General features: G+C 59.5%; 16 protein-coding genes and 1 pseudogene. 4 read left to right on the top strand and 13 right to left on the bottom strand.

The features are described from left to right. The first annotated feature begins 4 nt into the window (after nucleotides 1–4). On the top strand, nucleotides 5–1915 hold the full coding sequence (locus UR504_RS19290) for a BglG family transcription antiterminator (RefSeq protein WP_274241854.1): 1911 nt from the start codon (nucleotides 5–7) through the stop codon (nucleotides 1913–1915). A gap of 32 nt (nucleotides 1916–1947) precedes the next feature. Here the strand turns inward: UR504_RS19290 and nrdG are convergent, their stop codons facing one another. From nrdG to treR, 5 genes are all read right to left on the bottom strand, one after another. Continuing rightward, nucleotides 1948–2412, bottom strand: a complete 465-nt coding sequence (nrdG, locus tag UR504_RS19295) for an anaerobic ribonucleoside-triphosphate reductase-activating protein (RefSeq protein ID WP_274241855.1) — start codon at nucleotides 2410–2412, stop codon at nucleotides 1948–1950. A gap of 105 nt (nucleotides 2413–2517) precedes the next feature. Then, nucleotides 2518–4656 carry an anaerobic ribonucleoside-triphosphate reductase gene (gene nrdD, locus UR504_RS19300; RefSeq protein ID WP_104949532.1) on the bottom strand — a complete coding sequence of 713 codons (2139 nt, stop codon included), beginning with the start codon at nucleotides 4654–4656 and terminating at the stop codon, nucleotides 2518–2520. Between the two features lie 375 nt (nucleotides 4657–5031). Continuing rightward, nucleotides 5032–6675 carry an alpha,alpha-phosphotrehalase gene (gene treC / locus UR504_RS19305; protein ID WP_302235592.1) on the bottom strand — a complete coding sequence of 548 codons (1644 nt, stop codon included), beginning with the start codon at nucleotides 6673–6675 and terminating at the stop codon, nucleotides 5032–5034. Between the two features lie 52 nt (nucleotides 6676–6727). Beyond that, the gene (gene treB, locus UR504_RS19310; protein ID WP_029739268.1) at nucleotides 6728–8146 is read right to left on the bottom strand and encodes a PTS trehalose transporter subunit IIBC; all 1419 of its coding nucleotides are present in this window, start codon (nucleotides 8144–8146) and stop codon (nucleotides 6728–6730) included. A gap of 128 nt (nucleotides 8147–8274) precedes the next feature. Next, nucleotides 8275–9222 (bottom strand): trehalose operon repressor TreR, encoded by a 948-nt coding sequence (gene treR / locus UR504_RS19315; RefSeq protein WP_032651468.1) that lies wholly within the window; start codon nucleotides 9220–9222, stop codon nucleotides 8275–8277. Between the two features lie 387 nt (nucleotides 9223–9609). Between treR and mgtA the strand changes: the two genes are divergently transcribed. Further along, entirely contained in the window at nucleotides 9610–12318 is a 2709-nt protein-coding gene (mgtA, locus tag UR504_RS19320; protein ID WP_045335516.1) for a magnesium-translocating P-type ATPase, read from the top strand. Between the two features lie 210 nt (nucleotides 12319–12528). After that, entirely contained in the window at nucleotides 12529–14913 is a 2385-nt protein-coding gene (locus UR504_RS19325; protein ID WP_302235593.1) for a beta-N-acetylhexosaminidase, read from the top strand. A 50-nt stretch (nucleotides 14914–14963) separates the two neighbouring features. On the opposite strand, the gene ridA is transcribed toward UR504_RS19325, so the two are convergent. The 4 genes from ridA to UR504_RS19345 form a co-directional block, all read right to left on the bottom strand. After that, nucleotides 14964–15350: a 2-iminobutanoate/2-iminopropanoate deaminase gene (gene ridA / locus UR504_RS19330; RefSeq protein WP_008501391.1), complete on the bottom strand. Its 387-nt coding sequence runs from the start codon at nucleotides 15348–15350 to the stop codon at nucleotides 14964–14966. A 73-nt stretch (nucleotides 15351–15423) separates the two neighbouring features. After that, nucleotides 15424–15885, bottom strand: coding sequence for an aspartate carbamoyltransferase regulatory subunit (gene pyrI / locus UR504_RS19335; protein WP_133293663.1), 462 nt, complete (start codon nucleotides 15883–15885; stop codon nucleotides 15424–15426). Nucleotides 15886–15897: 12 nt separating this feature from the next. Continuing rightward, the gene (pyrB, locus tag UR504_RS19340) at nucleotides 15898–16830 is read right to left on the bottom strand and encodes an aspartate carbamoyltransferase (protein WP_023310198.1); all 933 of its coding nucleotides are present in this window, start codon (nucleotides 16828–16830) and stop codon (nucleotides 15898–15900) included. Nucleotides 16831–16864: 34 nt separating this feature from the next. After that, entirely contained in the window at nucleotides 16865–16969 is a 105-nt protein-coding gene (locus UR504_RS19345) for a pyrBI operon leader peptide (protein WP_022646880.1), read from the bottom strand. Between UR504_RS19345 and UR504_RS19350 the strand changes: the two are divergent. Further along, nucleotides 16949–17066 (top strand): annotated as a pseudogene (locus UR504_RS19350) (hypothetical protein). The gene UR504_RS19345 and the pseudogene UR504_RS19350 sit on opposite strands and share 21 nt — an antisense overlap. A gap of 3 nt (nucleotides 17067–17069) precedes the next feature. On the opposite strand, the gene UR504_RS19355 reads toward UR504_RS19350, so the two are convergent. The 4 genes from UR504_RS19355 to arcC form a co-directional block, all read right to left on the bottom strand. Next, nucleotides 17070–17549, bottom strand: a complete 480-nt coding sequence (locus UR504_RS19355; protein ID WP_302235875.1) for an arginine repressor — start codon at nucleotides 17547–17549, stop codon at nucleotides 17070–17072. A gap of 80 nt (nucleotides 17550–17629) precedes the next feature. Further along, on the bottom strand, nucleotides 17630–19033 hold the full coding sequence (locus UR504_RS19360; RefSeq protein WP_302235594.1) for a YfcC family protein: 1404 nt from the start codon (nucleotides 19031–19033) through the stop codon (nucleotides 17630–17632). 46 nt (nucleotides 19034–19079) lie between these two features. Next, nucleotides 19080–20084, bottom strand: coding sequence for an ornithine carbamoyltransferase (gene argF, locus UR504_RS19365; RefSeq protein WP_008501386.1), 1005 nt, complete (start codon nucleotides 20082–20084; stop codon nucleotides 19080–19082). 26 nt (nucleotides 20085–20110) lie between these two features. Beyond that, on the bottom strand, nucleotides 20111–21022 hold the full coding sequence (arcC, locus tag UR504_RS19370) for a carbamate kinase (RefSeq protein WP_302235595.1): 912 nt from the start codon (nucleotides 21020–21022) through the stop codon (nucleotides 20111–20113). Between the last annotated feature and the right edge of the window lie 8 nt (nucleotides 21023–21030).

Here is a 21030-nt window from a genome sequence, read left to right on the forward strand (position 1 = left end):
CGACGTGCGATTTCCGAACCAACGTTTAGCGCAACTTTTCGAACTGTTGCAAAACGAGACGCTGCCGCAGGACGAACTGGCGCAGCGGCTGTCGGTTTCCACGCGAACCGTCCGTGCCGATATCACCGCCCTGAACGCGCTGCTGGCAAGCCACGGCGCGCAGTTTATCTTGAGCAGGGGCAATGGCTACCAGCTCAAAATAGATGATGCCCAGCGCTACCAGCAGCTGCAGGCATCCCACCCGCGCGCGCTGCGTATCCCCCGCACCGGGCCGGAGCGGGTGCATTATCTGGTGGTACGTTTTTTGACCTCGGCATTTTCTCTTAAGCTGGAGGATCTGGCGGACGAGTGGTTTATCAGCCGCGCCACGCTGCAAAGTGACATGGCGGAGGTGCGCGAGTGGTTTCATCGTTACAACCTGACGCTGGAAACGCGTCCGCGCCACGGCATGAAGCTGTTTGGCAGCGAGATGTCGACCCGCGCGTGCCTGACCGATCTGCTCTGGGAGCTGGCGCAGCAGGACAGCCTGAACCCGCTGGTGACCGACGTGGCGCTAAATGCGGGCGTGGCGGAGAAGATGGTGCCGGTGCTGCACGACGCCCTGACGCGTCACCACATTCGCCTGACCGATGAAGGCGAGCTGTTCCTGCGCCTGTACTGCGCGGTGTCGGTACGGCGCATCAGCGAGGGCTATCCGCTGCCGGAATTCCACGCCGAAGACGTGGAAGAGAACGTGCGCGAGGCGGCTAAGGATATCGCCGTCACCATCCAGCAGCTGGCGGGCAAGGCGCTTTCGCCGTCGGAGGAGAGCTGGCTGTGCGTGCACATTGCGGCGCGGCAGATTCAGGAGATCGCGCCCAGCGCCATTAACGCCGACGACGACGAGGCGCTGGTCAACTACATCCTGCGCTATATCAACACTCACTATAACTACAACCTGCTCAGCGACGAACAGCTGCACGCGGATCTGCTCACGCACATCAAAACCATGATCACCCGCGTGCGGTATCAAATCATGATCCCCAATCCGCTGCTGGATAACATCAAGCAGCACTACCCGATGGCGTGGGACATGACGCTGGCGGCGGTGTCGAGCTGGGGCAAATACACGCCGTATGCGATCAGCGAAAACGAGATTGGCTTCCTGGTGCTGCACATTGGCGTCGGGCTGGAGCGCCACTACAACATCGGCTACCAGCGCCAGCCGCGCGTGCTGCTGGTATGCGACGCCGGTAACGCGATGGTCCGCATGATTGAGGCGGTGCTGCAGCGTAAATATCCGCAGATTGAGGTGACGCGCACGCTCACCCTGCGCGAGTACGAGGTTGCGGAAACCATTGGCGAAGACTTTGTGATAGCCACCGCACGCGTCAGCGAAAAGTCGAAACCGGTAGTAACGATCGCCCCGTTCCCGACCGACTATCAGTTAGAACAGATTGGCAAACTGGTGCTCGTGGACCGCACCCGGCCGTGGATGCTGGATAAATACTTCGACGCGGCCCATTTCCGCATTATCGACAAGCCAATCGATCAGCAGACGCTGTTCCGCGAGCTGTGTGAACAGCTTGAAGCAGAAGGCTTTGTCGGCGCGGAGTTTCTGGATTCGGTTGTTGAGCGTGAAGCCATCGTCAGCACCATGCTCGGCGACGGCATTGCGCTCCCGCACTCCCTCGGCCTGCTGGCGCAGAAAACGGTGGTCTACACCGTGCTCGCCCCGCACGGCGTTCAGTGGGGCGACGAAACCGCGCACGTCATCTTCCTGCTCGCCATCAGCAAAAGCGAGTACGAAGAGGCGATGGCGATTTACGATATCTTCGTCACCTTCCTGCGCGAGCGGGCGATGTCGAGGCTTTCTAGCTGCGGAGATTTTGCCGGGTTTAAGGCGGTGGCGATGGAGAGTTTGAGTCGGTTTTGAGGTAAGGGCGGATGGATAACATCCGCCTTTGATCAACGCAAATGATGTACAACCTGGTTACTGCTGCCGCGCCAGATCAAAGACGGGTCTTTTAAATCCTGCACGAACTTGCCGTCGACCAGCACGTTAATCAGATCCACCACTTCCATCTGCTGCGTATTCAGTTCATCCAGCCTGTAGCCTGTCCAGACCCAGATATCTTTTCCCGCACACTCTGCACGAATGCGCTTCACCAGCTTCAGGATATCCGGCACGTTTTGCGGGTGCAGCGGATCGCCGCCGGAGAGCGAAACCCCCTGGCGTTTGATGCGCGTGTCGTTCAGGTCGCTGATGATTTTATCTTCCATCTCCGCGGTGAACGGCATGCCGGAGTTCAGGCGCCAGGTGCTTTTGTTGTAGCAGCCGGGGCATTCGTGGACGCAGCCTGAAACGAACAGGGTGCAGCGGGTGCCGGGGCCGTTGACGATGTCGACAGGGTAGTACTGGTGATAGTTCATAGCGAATAACCACGCCGGGTGGCGCTGCGCTTACCCGGCCTACAAAAGAGAGCGGTCCGTAGGCCCGGTAATCGCAGCGCCACCGGGCATTAACGTGGCTGAGGATTAACCGATCTGCCCATTCCCCAAATGCTTGACGCGACGCTTCACCTCTTCCTGCTTGCCGGCGTTAAACGGACGCGCGTCCGGGCTACCGAGATAACCGCACACGCGACGGGTCACGGAGACGCGAGCAGCATCGTGGTTGCCGCATTTCGGGCAGGTGAAGCCTTTACTGGTACATTCAAACTCACCGGTAAAGCCGCATTCGTAGCATTCGTCGATGGGCGTGTTGGTCCCGTAATACGGCACGTGCTGGTAGCTGTAATCCCACACGTCCTCCAGCGCCTTCAGGTTGTGCTGAATGTTCGGGTACTCGCCGTAGCAGATGAAGCCGCCGCTGGCGATCGGCGGATACGCCGCTTCGAAGTCGATCTTGTCGTACGGGTTGACCTTCTTCTCGACGTCGAGGTGGAAGCTGTTGGTGTAGTACCCTTTGTCGGTCACGCCCTCCACAATGCCGAACTCGGCGGTGTCCAGACGGCAGAAGCGGTCGCACAGGTTCTCGCTCGGCGTGCTGTAGAGGCTAAACCCGTAGCCGGTTTCCTCTTTCCACTGGTCTACCGCGTCGCGCAGGCGCTGAACGATGGCGATCCCTTTTTCGCGCAGGGCTTCGCTGTCGTACATGTGCGTGTCGCCAAACAGCGCGTTGATGGTTTCGTGAATGCCGATGTAGCCCAGCGAAATGGACGCGCGACCGTTTTTGAAGATCTCGGATACGTCATCGTCCGCCTTCAGGCGCACGCCGCAGGCCCCTTCCATATAGAGGATCGGCGCGACGCGGGCTTTCACCCCTTCCAGACGGGCGATACGGGTCATCAGCGCCTTACGCGCCAGCTGCAGGCGCTCGTCCAGCAGCGCCCAGAAGGCGTCTTCGTTGCCTTTCGCTTCCAGCGCGATGCGCGGCAGGTTCAGGCTGATGACGCCCAGGTTATTGCGCCCGTCATGGATCTGCTCGCCGTTTTCATCTTCATACACGCCGAGGAAGCTGCGGCAGCCCATTGGCGTTTTAAACGAACCGGTAACTTTCACAACCTGGTCGTAGTTCAGGATGTCCGGATACATGCGCTTGCTCGCGCACTCCAGCGCCAGCTGTTTGATGTCGTAGTTCGGATCGCCAAACTTGTGGTTCAGGCCGTCGCGGATGGCGAACACCAGTTTCGGGAACACCGCCGTTTTGCGGTTCTTGCCGAGGCCGGAAATACGGTTGCGAAGGATCGACTGCTGGATCAGGCGTGATTCCCAGCTGGTGCCCAGGCCAAAGCCGAAGGTCACAAACGGCGTCTGGCCGTTGGCGGTGTGCAGCGTGTTCACCTCATATTCCAGCGACTGGAAGGCATCGTAGCACTCTTTCTCGGTACGGGAGTGCGCGTAGCCGTCAGCGTCCGGGATCTGCCACTCTTCGGCCGTTTTACGGTGCTTGTTGAAGCTTGCCGTCACGAACGGGGCCAGCACTTCATCAATGCGGTTAATGGTGGTGCCGCCATAAATATGGCTGGCGACCTGGGCGATGATCTGCGCCGTGACCGCGGTGGCGGTGGAGATGGATTTTGGCGGTTCAATCTCTGCGTTACCCATTTTAAAACCGTGGGTCAACATGCCTTTCAGGTCGATCAGCATGCAGTTGAACATCGGGAAGAACGGCGAATAGTCGAGATCGTGGTAGTGAATTTCGCCGCGCTCGTGCGCCGAGACTACGTCGCGCGGCAGCAGATGCTGACGGGCATAGTGTTTGGCGACGATGCCGGCCAGCAGGTCGCGCTGGGTCGGGATCACTTTACTGTCTTTGTTGGCGTTTTCATTGAGCAGGGCAGAGTTGGTCTGCTCTACCAGACCACGGATCTCCTGGTTCAGACGCCCGCGCTTCTCACGCTGCACGTCACGATCGTGGCGGTACTCAATGTAGGCGCGCGCCAGCTGCTTGTAAGGCCCCGCCATCAGCTGGTTTTCAACCGCGGTCTGGATCTCATTGATATCGACCTGGCTGCGTTCGTTCATCTGGCTGCTAACGACTTCTGCGACGGTGGCGCAGTAATCTGCGTCATCGACTCCCGCTGCTTTAGCTGCACGCAGAATGGCTTCCTGGATGCGCTCTGATTTAAACGGCACTTTACAGCCATCACGTTTCATCACATGCGGTGTCATGATCACTCCATTTTTGAAAACAGGTTATCCACAGAGGTGGAGAAGTCTTCTCCGGGCGTATTCCCCGCCAGGCCAAAGACTTCCCGCGTTCCCAGCTCGTGTTATCCACAATTCCGGCCAGCGTAAGCGCCGTCTTGTTGTTGGAATAGTAGACGATAAATACAAGATGTTGGGTCGGCGTGCATTTTAAGTGCTACATATAGTGATTTGCATCAAACAAGTTTGCGATTTATTTGATGCAGAACAAAGTAAAAAAACGAGAGTACAAACGACGGGCGCTTCAGCGATTGTAAAGGCGCGAGAGAAAAATCTGATTAATTACTCAACAAAAACAGTTAAGTAAGCCGGGTGCTGAGCCGCACCCGGCAGGGAATGCTACTGCTGTAACCACCAGACGGCTTCAAACGGACGCAGCGACGTCGTTTGCGGTGTCGGGTAGTTACTCATCAGCACCTGCAACTTACCGCTGAGAAGGTCTGTCTGCCATTCCTGAGGCGTATTACTCAGGTTTGCCGCAACAATCAGGGTCTGTCCCTGCCACTGGCGGCGATAGCACCACAGAGAAGGATGCTCCGGCAGGAGATCTTCATAATCTCCCCACGTCAGCACCGGCAGGGTTTTACGCAGGCCGATCAGCGACTGGTAGGTGTAGAACACCGAATCCGGGTCGTCGAGCGCCGAGCGGGCGTTCACGGTTTCGTAATTATCGCAGACGCCAATCCACGGTTCGCCCTCGGTAAAGCCCGCGTTGTGCGACGCGTCCCACTGCATTGGGGTTCGCCCGTTGTCGCGAGACTTACTCGCCAGAATCGCCAGTAATTCATCCGGCTCGCGGCCGCTGGCGCGCAGTTCCGCGAACATGTTCAGACTTTCCACGTCGCGGTAATCGGTGATGCGGCTGAAGTGCGGGTTGGTCATGCCAAGCTCTTCACCCTGATAGATATACGGCGTGCCCTGCATGCCGTGCAGCACCATGCCGAGCATCTTCGCGGCGTGAACGCGGTATTCCCCTTCGTCGCCAAAGCGCGACACAATGCGCGGCTGATCGTGGTTACACCAGAACAGCGCGTTCCAGGCTTTGTTGTGCATCCCCTGCTGCCAGTGGCGGAAGAGGGTTTTCAGCGCCACGAAGTCCGGCTTCGCCAGCGTCCATTTTTCGCCGCCCGGGTAGTCCACCTTCAGGTGGTGGAAGTTAAAGGTCATCGACAGCTCGCGCCCGTCGAGCGACGCGTACTGCTGGCAGTTCTCCAGCGAGGTTGACGACATCTCGCCCACCGTCATCAGGTTGCGCGGGGTGAAGACGTCGCGGCTCATCTCCTGGAGATATTCGTGGATGCGCGGCCCGTCAGTGTAGAAGCGGCGACCGTCGCCAATGGTGTCGTCCGGGAAATCCTGATCTTTCGAAATCAGGTTAATGACGTCGAGGCGCAAGCCGTCCACGCCTCGATCGGCCCAGAATTCGCACACCTTTTTCAGCTCGGCGCGCACCGCCGGGTTTTCCCAGTTGAGATCGGCCTGCTCCGGCGCGAAAAGGTGCAGGTAATACTGCTCGCTCTCCGCGTGCCAGCGCCAGGCGTTGCCGCCAAACTTGGAGCGCCAGTTATTGGGCAACAGCTCCGGCGTGCCGTCGCGCCAGATGTAGAACTGGCGGTACGGACTCGCTTTGTTCAGCGACTCGCGGAACCAGGCGTGCTGCGTGGAGGTATGGTTAAACACCATGTCCAGCACGATGCGAATGCCGCGCGCGTGCGCCTCAGCGACCAGCTCGTCGAAATCATCCAGCGTGCCGTAGGCCGGGTCGATGGCGGTGTAGTTTGCCACGTCGTAGCCGTTGTCCACCTGCGGGGAGATATAAAACGGCGTCAGCCAGATGGCGTCGATGCCGAGGGTTTTCAGGTAGTCCAGACGCTGCGTCACGCCGCGCAGATCGCCGGTGCCGCTGCCGGTGGTGTCCTGGAAACTCTTGGGGTAAATCTGGTAGATAACGCCGTTTTGCCACCAGTGAGGAAGGGTATTCATAGTGTGTTCCTGCAAATGCGAAGGGGCGCAACTGCGCCCCGAAAGAGAGAGATTAAACAATCTGCAGCGAGCCCTGACGGAACTTACGCTGGTAAACCACGGTGGTGAGCGCCATTGGGACGATAATCGCGATGGCCATCGCTAGGGCAAACACCTGCCAGTAAGCGGGCTGGATGGAGAGGATGCCCGGCAGGCCGCCGACGCCAATCCCGTTTGCCATTACGCCGTTCAGTCCGCACACCAGGCCCGCCAGACCGGAACCGATCATCGCGCAGAGCATCGGGAAGCGGTATTTCAGGTTGATACCGTACATCGCCGGTTCGGTGACGCCGAGGTAGGCGGAGATGGCCGCCGGAACGGAGATCTCGCGTTCGTTGTGCTTGCGGCTGACGATGATGATGCCGGTCACCGCGGACGCCTGAGCAATGTTAGACAGGGCGATAATCGGCCAGACCGGCGTGCCGCCGAGGCTCTGGATCATCTGCATATCAATGGCCAGCGTGGTCTGGTGCACGCCGGTGATCACCAGCGGGGCGTACAGGAAGCCAAACAGCGCGGCGCCAATCGGGGCGAAGCTGCCGGTCATCAGGTGACGCACCGCGAAGGCCACGCCGTCGCCAATCATGCGGCCAAACGGACCGATAAAGGCATGCGCCAGGAACACCGCCAGAATCAGCGAGCAGACCGGCACCACCACCAGATAAAGGTAATCCGGCACGATGCGCTTCAGTCGGGTTTCAATAAAGCCCAGCGCCAGCCCCGCCAGCAGGGCCGGAATGACCTGCGCCTGATAGCCCACTTTGGCGATGGTAAACAGGCCGAAGTTCCACACCTCAGGCACCTGCTGACCAAGTAAGTAAGCGTTCATTAACTGCGGAGAGACCAGCGTGACGCCCAGCACGATACCGAGGATCGGCGTACCGCCCATTTTACGCACCGCGGACCAGCAAATCCCGACCGGCAGATAGAAGAAGATCGCCTCGCCAATCAGCCACAGGAAATCGTAAACGGTTTTCAGCGCCGGATACATCTGCGCCAGGGTTTTGCCGTCGCTCATCGGCACGTCGCCGATGACGTTACGGAATCCTAAGATCAAGCCTCCGCTGATCAGCGCTGGCAGCAGCGGGAAGAAAATCTCCGCAAAGTGGGAAATCAGCTGCTCGTGCCACTTCATGTTCTGGCGCGCGGCCTTCTTCGCCTGCTCTTTATCGGCGGAGGAGTGCCCGGTAGTTGCCAGCAGAGCCTGATAGTAATCGCCCACTTCGGTACCAATCACGACCTGGAACTGACCGGCGTTGGTGAAGCAGCCTTTGACCATGGAAAGTTCTTCAATGGCCTTCGGGTTGGCTTTGGCCGGATCGTTCAGCACGAAGCGCAAGCGGGTAATGCAATGGCTGACGGTGGCGATGTTTTCGCGGCCGCCGACCAGGACGATCAGCCGATCGATATCTGCTTGTTTGACTTTACTCATCATGAAACCTCATGACAGATGGTGAGGGGGGGAATGACCTGAGCGCAAGCCTACTCCTTCAGCGTGACGGCGAAAATGGGAACGTTCCCGAAATCGGGCGAAGATCACAATAATCTGTTTTATGGCGATTACGAAAGGTGAGCGGGAATGACGATCTGACGCGGCTCAGCGCGCCCGTTTATCTGCTCGATCAGCTGCGCGGCGGCCTGTCTGCCGGATTCGGCGTAGCCCGGGTCGACGGTGATGATCTCCGGGTGCAGGAACTTCATCAGCGGCGTGCTGCCGACGCTCGCCACCTGCAGGTTATCGATACGCTGCTCCTGCAGATATTTGCTGGCACCCAGTGCAAGGGTATCCGTGGCGCACACCAGCGCGGTGGTCTGCGGCGTCAGTACGCTGGCGACCTGCTCGTAGCCCTGCTTCATGCCCAGACCCGGCAGGGAGGCCACGGCGGAAAGATTGTGCTTTTTGCAAAAGGCCAGGTAGGCCTCATGACGACGCTTGCCGGTCGTGACGTCCGCGTGCGGGACGCCGAGGAAGCTGATGTGGCGATGGCCTTCGTCAAACAGGCGCTGCATCAGGGTGATAATCGCGCCCTCGTCGTCATAGCAGACGGAGGCAAACCCGTGGGCATCGCGCGCCAGCAGCACCAGCGAAGGCTGCCAGGGTTTTAGCATCTCGTCTTTGATGCCGGTAAAGCCGAACAGCACCACGCCGTCAATGTTGCGCCGCTGGAGCATGCCCAGATGCTCTTCCACCAGCTGTGGCGAGAACTGGCTCTCCATCATGATCGGATCATATCCCTGCTCGTAGAAGGCGGGCAGCATCGTCTGCACGGCGAGGTTTTCAGACAGAGAGTCCAGACGCGAGACAATGATGGCGACGACTTTGTCACTCTGCCCGCGCATGGCGCGCGCGGAGCGGGAAGGGGAAAAACCGTGCTGATTCATAACCGCCTCGACGCGCTCGCGGGTGCGTTCGCTGACGCCGCTTTCGTTGTTCAGCACGCGTGAGACGGTCGATTTCCCCACGCCGCTTAAACGCGCGATGTCTTTAATCGTAAGGCGGTTCTGCATGCTGTATTCCCTGTAACAACGACGATGTAGTGAATTGAGCCTAATGCTATAGCGCGATTTCGCTATGGGCAAAGTCTGGTTTACGTTCGGTTTATTTGCAGGGGGGTATAATACCGCCCGAATCGTCATAAAGGGTATGCCTAAATCCCTGGACTACGCGGCGACACCCTGTTTTTTACTTACCGGAGGCTTCATGGATCCCGATCCCACACCTCTCCTGAACGGGAGAATGCGTTCTTTCCGGTAAGCCAGCTTTTGCTGTCTCACCGGCGTGAGGCAGCAACGTCATAAACGTTCCTGCTTGAAAAATTAAGTGCCTCTCAGGTACGGCTTTGCCACGCCTGAAGGAATTGCTGCATCCGCCCTGGCGGATGCGGAGGAATGACTATGTTTAAAAATATCACCCGGCAGCTGCAGGCCCTGCTGAGCCGCCACCTGCCACACCGTCTTGTTCAGCGCGACCCGCTGCCTAATGCCAAAAACATGGCGGGGGCGGCGATCCCCGCGTCCCTGACCGAACGCTGCCTGAACGTGGCGGCGATGGATGAAAACGAAGTCTGGCGCGCCTTTGGCGGACACCCGGAAGGGCTGAACGCGGCAGAAGTGGAAAAAATCCGCGCCGTGCATGGCGATAACCTCATTCCGGCGCAAAAGCCGTCTCCGTGGTGGGTGCACCTGTGGCTCTGCTACCGCAACCCGTTCAACCTGCTGCTGACCGTGCTCGGCCTCATCTCCTACGCGACGGAAGATCTGTTTGCTGCAGGCGTCATTGCCCTTATGGTCGGTATCTCCACGCTGCTGAACTTTATTCAGGAAGCCCGCTCTACCAAAGCGGCTGACGCCCTGAAGGCGATGGTCAGCAACACCGCGACCGTCTCGCGCGTGATTAACGATCTCGGCGAAAACGCCTGGGTGGAACTGCCTATCGACCAGCTGGTGCCGGGCGATCTGGTGAAGCTGGCCGCGGGGGACATGATCCCGGCGGATTTACGCATCATCCAGGCGCGCGATCTCTTCGTCGCGCAGGCCTCCCTGACCGGGGAATCCCTGCCCGTTGAAAAGGTGGCGCGCAGCCGCGACCCGCAGCAGATGAACCCGCTCGAGTGCGACACCCTGTGCTTTATGGGCACCACGGTCGTCAGCGGCACCGCGCAGGCGATTGTCACCGCCACCGGGGGCAACACCTGGTTTGGCCAGCTTGCCGGACGCGTCAGCGAGCAGGAGAGCGAGCCAAATGCCTTCCAGAAAGGAATTGGCCGCGTCAGCATGCTGCTGATCCGCTTTATGATGGTGATGACGCCGATCGTGCTGCTGATCAACGGCTACACCAAAGGCGACTGGTGGGAAGCGGCGCTGTTTGCGCTCTCCGTGGCCGTCGGCTTAACGCCGGAAATGCTGCCGATGATCGTCACCTCCACGCTGGCGCGCGGTGCGGTGAAGCTCTCTAAACAAAAAGTGATCGTTAAACACCTCGATGCCATTCAGAACTTTGGCGCGATGGACATTCTCTGCACCGATAAAACCGGCACCCTGACGCAGGACAAAATCGTGCTGGAGAACCACACCGATATCTCCGGTAAAACCAGCGAGCGCGTGCTGCACAGCGCGTGGCTGAACAGCCATTACCAGACCGGGCTGAAAAACCTGCTCGACGTCGCGGTGCTGGAAGGGGTGGATGAAGAGTCCGCCCGCACGCTCTCCGGCCGCTGGCAGAAGGTGGATGAGATCCCGTTCGACTTCGAGCGCCGCCGCATGTCGGTGGTGGTGAGCGAGCAGACGGATGTGCATCAGCTGATCTGCAAAGGGGCGCTGCAGGAGATCCTCAACGTGTCGACGCAGGTTCGCTATAACGGTGACATCGTGCCGCTGGACGACACCATGCTGCGCCGCATCAAGCGCGTCACCGACAACCTGAACCGTCAGGGGCTGCGCGTCGTGGCGGTGGCGAGCAAGTTCCTGCCCGCGCGCGAGGGTGATTACCAGCGTATTGACGAATCCGATCTGATCCTCGAGGGTTACATCGCCTTCCTCGACCCGCCGAAAGAGACCACCGCACCGGCGCTGAAGGCGCTGAAGGCGAGCGGTATTACCGTCAAAATTCTCACCGGCGACAGCGAGCTGGTGGCGGCTAAAGTGTGCCATGAAGTGGGGCTGGACGCGGGCGACGTGGTGGTGGGGAGCGATATTGAACATCTCTCTGATGACGAGCTGGCGAAGCTTGCCCAGCGTACCACGCTGTTTGCCCGCCTGACGCCGATGCACAAAGAGCGCATCGTCACCCTGCTCAAGCGCGAAGGGCACGTGGTGGGCTTTATGGGCGACGGCATTAACGACGCGCCCGCGCTGCGTGCGGCGGATATCGGTATTTCCGTCGACGGGGCGGTGGATATCGCCCGCGAAGCGGCGGATATCATTCTGCTGGAAAAAAGCCTGATGGTGCTGGAGGAGGGTGTCATTGAAGGGCGCCGTACCTTTGCCAATATGCTCAAGTACATCAAGATGACCGCCAGCTCCAACTTTGGTAACGTCTTCAGCGTGCTGGTGGCGAGCGCGTTTCTGCCGTTCCTGCCGATGCTGCCGCTGCACCTGCTGATCCAGAACCTGATGTACGACGTTTCTCAGGTGGCGATTCCGTTTGATAACGTGGACGACGAGCAGATCCAGAAGCCGCAGCACTGGAACCCGGCAGATCTCGGGCGCTTCATGCTGTTCTTTGGCCCGATCAGCTCCATCTTCGACATCCTGACCTTCTGCCTGATGTGGTTTGTGTTCCATGCCAACACCCCGGAACATCAGACGCTGTTCCAGTCCGGCTGGTTCGTGGTCGGGCTGCTGTCGCAGACGCTAATTGTGCATATGATCCGCACCCGCCGCATTCCGTTCATCCAGAGCCGTGCCGCGTGGCCGCTGATTGTGATGACGGGGATTGTGATGGCGCTCGGCATCGCGCTGCCGTTCTCACCGCTGGCGAGCTACCTGCAGCTGCAGGCGCTGCCGCTGAGCTACTTCCCGTGGCTGGTGGCGATCCTCGCCGGTTATATGGTGCTGACCCAGATGGTGAAAGGGTTCTATGCGCGTCGGTATGGGTGGCAGTAATTTTTTACCCTCACCCTAACCCTCTCCCTGGAAGGGAGAGGGGACCGCTCGGTGCCGCCTTTCCCCCTCGCCCCTTTGGGGAGAGGGGAATGGCTTTCCTCCCAAATTCAACAACCTGTGATCTCCGTCGGCGCATTCGCTTGACGACAAATTGAGCGCATGTTAACAGAATGTTTTGCCTTTATTTGACCCGTCAGATAAGGAACATTCATGTTACGGTACAGTCTCTTAACCGCCGGGCTGATGCTCGGCGCCTCTGCCTTTGCCGCCCCGGCAGGGGATCTCCCCTTAATGCCCTGGCCTGCGAAGGTCGAACGCCCGACGACTCAGGGCACGCTGGTGCTCAGCAACAACGTATCCATTAGCGTCAGCGGGGACGATCTCGGTGACGCCGTCAGCCGCCTGCGCCAGCGCATCGCCCTGCAAACCGGCTGGACGCTGCAGCCGCAGGCTGAAAAGCCAGACAAACCAACTATCCGCATCGCGATTGCCAAAAAGGTCAAGCCGCAGCCGCTGCCGGACAGCGATGATACCTATAAGCTCACGGTGGACGCCAACGGGGTGAATATCTCCGCCAACACCCGCTTCGGCGCGCTGCGCGCCATGGAAACCCTGCTCCAGCTGATGCAGAACGGGGCGGAAAACACCTCGATCCCGTGGGTTACCATTGAAGATTCGCCGCGCTTCCCGTGGCGCGGGCTGCTGCTCGATTCGGCACGTCACTTTATCCCGCTGCCGGATATCAAACGCCAGATCGACGGCATGGCTGCGGCGAAGCTCAACGTGCTGCACTGGCACTTAACCGACGACCAGGGCTGGCGCTTCAGCTCGAAGCGCTACCCTAAGCTGACGCAGCTTGCCAGCGACGGGCTGTTCTACACCCCAGATCAGATGCGCGAGGTGGTGCGTTACGCCGCCGAACGCGGTATCCGCGTGGTGCCGGAGATCGATATGCCGGGTCACGCCTCGGCGATTGCCGTGGCCTACCCGGAGCTGATGAGCGCCCCGGGGCCGTACGCCATGGAGCGCCACTGGGGCGTGCTGAAGCCGGTGCTGGATCCCACAAAAGACGCAACTTACGCTTTTGCCGACGCGATGGTCAGCGAACTGGCGGCGATCTTCCCCGATCCGTATCTGCACATCGGCGGTGATGAGGTGGACGATAGCCAGTGGAAAGCGAACCCGGCCATCCAGCAGTTTATGCGCGACAACAGGCTGGCGGACAGCCACGCGCTGCAGGCCTATTTTAACCGTAGGCTGGAAACGATCCTCGAGAAGCATCACCGCCAGATGGTCGGCTGGGATGAGATCTACCATCCCGATCTGCCGAAAAGCATTCTGATCCAGTCCTGGCAGGGGCAGGACGCGCTGGGGCAGGTGGCGCAGAACGGCTACAGGGGCATTCTGTCGACCGGCTTTTATCTCGACCAGCCCCAGTCCACCGCCTATCACTACCGCAACGAGATCGTCCCGCAGGGGCTGAACGGCGTGGACGTGATAGCCGACACCGACAGCGTCCAGAGCTGGGCCTTTTCCATGCCGCGCCTGAAGGGCAAGCCGGTGGAGGGGAGCTTCACCCTGGTGAAAGGGGATGCCGGCTGGCGCGGGTTTATTGATTTTGCCGGGAAATCGCGCCGTGCGGTGCAGAACATTGAGTGGCGCGATGACAGCCAGGTCACGTTTACCGTCGATACGTGGATGGGCGAAACGCGCCCGGTCGTCACCGTCGATAACGACAAACTCACCGGTTATTTCCTCGTCGGGAATACGCGCTACCCGATTAGCGGCACGCGTCTGGACGACGTGCCGAAAGGCGTTCCGCCGGTCGTGCCGGACGTGGCGAATCAGGCCAACCTGCTCGGCGGTGAAGCCGCTCTGTGGGCGGAAAACGTGGTGGCGCCGGTGCTGGATATCCGCCTGTGGCCGCGCACCTTCGCGGTGGCGGAGCGGCTGTGGTCCGCGCAGGATGTTAACGACGTCGATAACATGTACACCCGCCTGCAGGCGATGGACAGCTGGTCGACGGTGTCGGTCGGGCTGCAGCAGCATACCCAGCAGCAGGTGCAGTTCACGCGCCTTGCCGGTAATGCCGACACGCTGCCGCTGCAGATCCTCGCTCAGGCGGTAGAGCCCGCGCAGTATTACACCCGCCAGCACCTGAAGTTCCAGGCCGGAAACTATCATCAGTTTGAGCCGCTCAACCGCTTCGCCGATGCGCTGAACGCCGAAAGCGCCACCGTGCGCCAGATGCACAAATGGGCGGACCGTCTGGTGAGCGATGCGGAAGACACGGAAAGCGCTGACGCCCTGCGCCACGTCTTTAACCGCTGGCAGAGCAACACCAGCGACGCGCTGGCGCTAAGCGAAAACAGCTATCAGCTCAAGGCGATGAAGCCGGTGATCCAGGAGGTGGATAAGCTGGCCACGATTGGCCTGAGGCTGACGGATCTGGTGGCGCGCCAGGGCACGCTGGATGATAAAGAGATCGCGTCGATTCAGAGCGAGCTGGATAACGCGGCGAAGGTTCAGGACGAAGTGGTGATTGCGGCGGTCTATCCGCTGGAGACGCTGCTCAGGGCGACGCGGAATCAGTAGCAAGCAACAAAAAAGGCAGCCTGGGCTGCCTTTTTTATCGCCAAAGCGAATTAACGACGAACGGCAATCGCTTCGATTTCAATTTTCACATCTTTTGGCAGACGGGCCACTTCCACGCAGGAGCGCGCCGGGAAGGTGGCGTTGTGCTCGGTGAAGAACGCTTCGTAGGTGGCGTTAACGGTCGCGAAATCGTTCAGATCTTTCACGAACACGGTGGTTTTCACGATATCACCCACCTTCAGGCCGGCAGATTCAACGATAGCCTGCACGTTTTCCAGCGACTGACGCGCCTGCGCCGCGACGTCTTCCGGCACCGCGCCGGTTTTTGGGTTTACGGGGATCTGACCTGAAGTGATGATCATGCTGCCCAGATCAACGCCCTGAACGTAAGGGCCGATAGCGGCTGGTGCATTTTCCGTCGCGAGTACTTTGCTCATGTTTTCTCCAGAATTACAGCGTTAAGAATGTTCCCGGCCATTATAACAGCCGGGATTTCATTACCAACCTCAATTAGTTGGCCAGCACCACATAATGAGAAAACTCTTTTTCGCAGTATTTGCATTTGAGCGCGATGTCATCGGCGCGTTTTTTCACTGCAAAGCTGGAGGAAACCGGCTCAGCGTGACTGATGCAGTTGCTGTTCGGGCAGACCAGCACGCTTTCAATGCGATTCGGCAGGCTCGGGCGGGATTTACCGACCACTTCATACTCGTCGATGCGGTTGACGGTGGCGTCCGGCGCGTAAAGCGACAGCTGGTTAACCTGCTCGTCGGTCAGGAAGGTGTTCTCGATTTTGATCAGGTCTTTGCGGCCCATCTCGCCCGACGGCAGGTTCAGGCCGATGGTGATGCGCTGGTCGGTTTCGGTCAGTTTGAACAGCGTCAGCAGCTTAAAGCCCACCTGCGCAGGGATGTGGTCAATCACGGTGCCACGCTTGATGGCTTCAACCTGGAGTTTGTTATCGTGTGTCATGGTCGTCTCCCCTTACAGAGCTAATTCGCGATTCAGAACCAGTGCCAGTAACGCCTGGCGGGCGAAGATGCCGTTCCCGGCCTGCTGGAAGTACCAGGCGTGCGGCGTTTTATCCACGTCTGTGGTGATCTCATCGATGCGCGGCAGCGGATGCAGCACCTTCATGTTGTCGCGCGCGCCCTCGAGGTCGCTGGCGCGCAGCACGAACTGCGCCTTCACGTTGGCGTATTCGGACGGGTCCAGACGCTCTTTCTGCACGCGGGTCATGTAGAGAATATCCACGTGGCTCATCACCTCTTCGATGCTGGCATGCAGGCTCCACTGAATGCCTTTCTCGTCCAGCATGTCGAGAATGTACTGCGGCATCGCCAGCGCGTCCGGGGCGATGAAGAAGAAGCGGTTGCCGTTAAATTTCGCCAGCGCCTGGGTCAGGGAGTGAACGGTGCGGCCGTATTTAAGGTCGCCAACCATGGCGATGTTCAGGTTCTCAAGTTTGCCCTGCGTCTCCTGAATGGTGAACAGGTCCAGCAGCGTCTGCGTTGGGTGCTGGTTGGCACCGTCACCGGCGTTCAGCACCGGAATGCCGCCGGAGAACTCGGTCGCGAGGCGCGCCGCGCCCTCCTGTGGATGACGCATCACAATTGCGTCGACGTAGGTGCTAATCACTGAAATGGTATCCGCCAGGGTCTCGCCTTTTTTACCCAGCGACGTGTTGCTGCTGTCCGAGAAGCCCACCACGCTCGCGCCCAGGCGGTGCATGGAGGTCTCAAAGGAGAGGCGGGTGCGGGTTGAGGCTTCAAAGAAGCAGCTCGCAATCACCTTGTGCTTCAGCAGCTCCGGTTGCGGATTGGCCTTCAGTTTTGCCGCGGTTTCCAGAACCAGTTCCAGCTCTTCGCGGCTGAGGTCGTTTATGGAAATGATGTGTTTTTGATAAAGCGGATTCATGTTTATCTCCTGACGCCGGGCAAAAAAAAGCCCCTCAAATGAGGGGCTCTGGGAATAGGTTTAGCAACGGGAAGAAAAACGGCAGGCCAGCGTCTGATTTCAGACGCGGTAAGACGTTATGTCGTACACGCTTGACCATGCTTCCTCCCGGCAAATTGTCGGGCATTATACGCAGCTCGCTTTTCGGATCAAGCGATTTAATGCACGCTTTACTCAATGCAAACGGTTCTTTGTGAATATTAATGCGTTCTGAGTAAATAATTAATTTGCTTATGCACCAGCGCGGTGCGCTTCACCACCCGGGGGGCGACCCAGACAATACTGCTGCCGGCCACCACGCCTAATATTTCCGGAAGCTGGTGATAATCCAGAATACGCGCCACCGCGCGGCCATATCCGGCGACGGTATGAACAAGGATAAACTCGCTATTATGCTCGATGCTGACCACCATTTCGGACACGGTACGCGCGGCGTCGGGGGCAGGGCGCAGCTGGGGATTCAGCGAATAAATCTTTAGCCCTTTGGCATTTCGAATTTTTATGACACCGAGCAATTTAAGCAGACGTGAAACGGTGGACTGGCTGATGGTCTCAAAACCACACTCCTGTAAATCCCGGCGGATCTCCTCCTGAGAGAGGTAACTCTTTTCTGCGATCAGGCGCTGGCAGACCGTCAGCTGTAGTTGCTCTTTGGGAGAGTACTCTTCGTAATCCATCATAGTTCCCATATCAGTTCCCGAAATAACCGGTGGCACCGCACCGATCCGTAGGCCGGATAAGCGCAGCGCCATCCGGCAAATTACAACAACGCCCCCAGACTTAACGCCACCATAATCACCACCGTCAGGATCGCCAGCAGCGGCGCCACCCATTTCAGATAGCGCACGTAAGGCACCCGGGCGATAGCCAGCCCGCCCATCACGACGGCAGAAGTGGGCGTGACGAGGTTAACGATGCCGGAGGCCGACTGGTAAGCCGTCACCACCAGGTCGCGGTTGACGTTAGCGAAATCGGCAAGCGGCGCCATGATCGGCATCGTCAGAACGGCCAGGCCGGATGAAGATGGCACAAGAAACGACAGCACGACCTCCAGCCAGTACATCACGTTGATAAACGCTACCGTGGACAACCCGCTGACCAGCCCTTCCGCGCTGTGCAAAATGGTGTGGGTAATCATGCCCTTATCCATGATGACTACGATACCGCGCGCGATGCCGATAATCAGCGCGACGCCCAGCAAATCTCGCGCGCCGTTGATAAACGTCGACGTCAGTTCCTCTTCGCTCATGCGGGCAATCAGGCCGACAATAATCGCGCTGGCGAGAAACACCGCGGAGATCTCCGCCATCCACCAGCCCAGTACCGCCACGCCGTAAATCATCACCGCGAAGGCGAGGGCAAAAATCACCAGGATGATTTTGCGCACCGGGGTGAATTCCAGCGACTGTTCGCCCTTGTTGCCAAGGAAATGGGCGCGGTTCTCTTCCTGTTTATCCGCGACGATCGACAGCGACGGATCCTGGCGGACTTTGCGGGCATAGCGCATCACCCACGCCACGCAGATGATCCAGCCGATGACCAGCAGCGCCACGCGCAGGGCGATGCCGTTGGTAAAGGGGATCCCGGCGGCGTTGGCGGCGATGACCGTGGCAAACGGGTTAATGGTGGAACCCAGCGTGCCGATCCCCGCGCCGAGCAGCACGGTGGAGGCGGCGACAACCGGATCGAACCGGGCAGCCAGCATCACCGGCACCAGCAGGGTGTAGAACGGCAGCGACTCTTCGGCCATGCCGTAAATGGTGCCGCCCGCGGCAAACAGCGCCATCAGGATCGGGATCATCCACTCCTCGCGTCCGCGCAGCCGGGTGGTAACACGCTCGATCCCGGCGTCAATCGCCCCGGTTTTGGTGACGATCCCGAGAAATCCCCCGATGATCAGGATAAACAGCGCTACGTCGATCGCCCCGGCCTGGCCGGAAACCGGATCGTACAGCCCGGCGATGGGTGCCATCAGGACGGAAACCAGCCCCTGCGGATGTGCCGCCACGTGCGCGTACGTTCCGGCAATCGGGACTTCTTTACCGAGGGTGTCGTTCATCGCCATCTGGTACTGACCGGCGGGAACGACCCAGCTCAGCGCCGCCACAACGGCAATCAGAAAAAAGAGAATGGTGTAAGCGGAGGGAAACTTAAACTTGCCCATGATGTTCTCCTTAAACCCGGCGCACCCGCGGCGCGCCGGGCGGTGATTAGTCGCCGAGTGTCGCCACCATGACCGCTTTAATGGTGTGCATGCGGTTCTCTGCCTCGTCGAAGACGATGGAGTTTGGTGATTCGAAGACCTCTTCCGTTACCTCCAGCCCCTTCAGCCCGTACGCCATCTCGATCTCGCGGCCCACTTTGGTGTGCTCGTTGTGGAACGCCGGCAGGCAGTGCATGAACTTGACGTTCGGGTTGCCGGTGGCCTTCATCACCTGGGCGTTAATCTGATACGGCTTCATCAGGCTGACGCGCTCGGCCCAGGCTTCCTTCGGCTCGCCCATGGAGACCCACACGTCGGTGTAGAGGAAATCGGTCCCCTGCACGCCTTCTTCCACGTCGTCGGTGAGGGTGATGCGCGCGCCCGTCTCTTTCGCAATGGCGCGGCACTGCTCAACCAGCCCCGCTTCCGGCCAGAAGGATTTCGGCGCGACGAGGCGGATATCCATCCCCATCTTGGCCGCGCCCACCATCAGGGAGTTGCCCATGTTGTTGCGCGCGTCGCCGAGATAGGCAAAGCTCAGCTCCGGCAGGGTTTTGCCCGGAGAGTGCTCCAGCATGGTCATCAGGTCGGCGAGGATTTGCGTTGGGTGGAACTCGTCGGTCAGGCCGTTCCACACCGGCACGCCTGCGTACTCGCCCAGCTCTTCGACGATGGCCTGACCATAGCCGCGGTATTCGATGCCGTCGTACATCCGGCCCAGCACGCGGGCGGTGTCTTTCATCGACTCTTTATGGCCAATCTGCGATCCGCTTGGGCCGAGATAGGTCACCTGCGCGCCCTGATCGAACGCACCCACTTCGAAGGCGCAGCGGGTGCGGGTGGAGGTTTTTTCAAAGATCAGGGCGATGTTTTTTCCGACCAGGGTTTGCTTCTCGCGCCCGGCTTTTTTGGCGGCCTTGAGCTCAATGGCGAGGTCAATCAGGTACTGGATCTCCGCCGGGGTGTAGTCCAACAGTTTCAGGAAGTTGCGGTTTTTCAGGTTGATGGTCATGGCTAAATCCTTTTTAAAATGAGTGTTCAGTTACGAATCAACGTGCCTTTCTCGCCCGCGAGGATCTCCGCGCCGTCGGCCAGCGCGCCGATCCCGGCAATGCCGTTGCAGGCTTCTACGAACTCGCGGCAGGCGGCCACTTTCGGCCCCATCGATCCGGCGTCGAACTGCATGCCCCTGAGCAGCTCCGGCGTCACCTGCGCCAGCGGACGCTGGGTCTGTTTGCCCCAGTCGAGGTATACCGCGTCGGCATCGGTGAGGATCAGCAGGGCATCGGCTTCGATCTGGCGCGCCAGCAGGGCGGCGGAGAGGTCTTTGTCGATTACCGCCTCGATCCCGCGATAGCCGTTGGCGTGTTCCACCACCGGCACCCCGCCGCCGCCGTTGCAGATCACCAGGTGGTCGCGCTGGATCAGCGCCGTGATGGCATCGCTCTCGACGATGCGCTTCGGCTGCGGTGACGGCACCACGCGGCGGACGTAGCTGCCGTCGGCCTTAAACACCCAGCCTTTCTCCGCCGCCAGCGTTTTTGCCTGGGCTTCGCTGTAGACCGGGCCGATGTACTTGGTCGGGTTGCTGAAGGCCGGGTCGGCGGCGTCCACTTCTACCTGGGTGAGCAGAACGCTCACCTCGCGCTGCGGCAGATTGTTTTTCAGTGCCTGCTGGAGCATGTAGCCGATCATTCCCTGGCTTTCGGCGCCGAGAACGTCCAGCGGGTAGGGCGTGACTTTGTCGTAGGCGCTGTTCTGCAGCGCCAGAAGCCCGACCTGCGGCCCGTTGCCGTGCACCAGCACCGCGCGCCACTGTTCTGTTAATCCGGCGATGGTTCGGGCGGCCTGCTCAATGTTCTGGCGCTGGATCTCCGCTTCCAGCGGCTCGCCGCGCTTGAGCAGCGCGTTGCCGCCCAGGGCCACAACCAGAGTGGGTTTTCGTTCCATGATGGCTC

Origin of the sequence: Enterobacter sp. 241F3 (assembly GCF_034106785.1) — a bacterium.
Lineage (GTDB): Bacteria > Pseudomonadota > Gammaproteobacteria > Enterobacterales > Enterobacteriaceae > Enterobacter > Enterobacter vonholyi.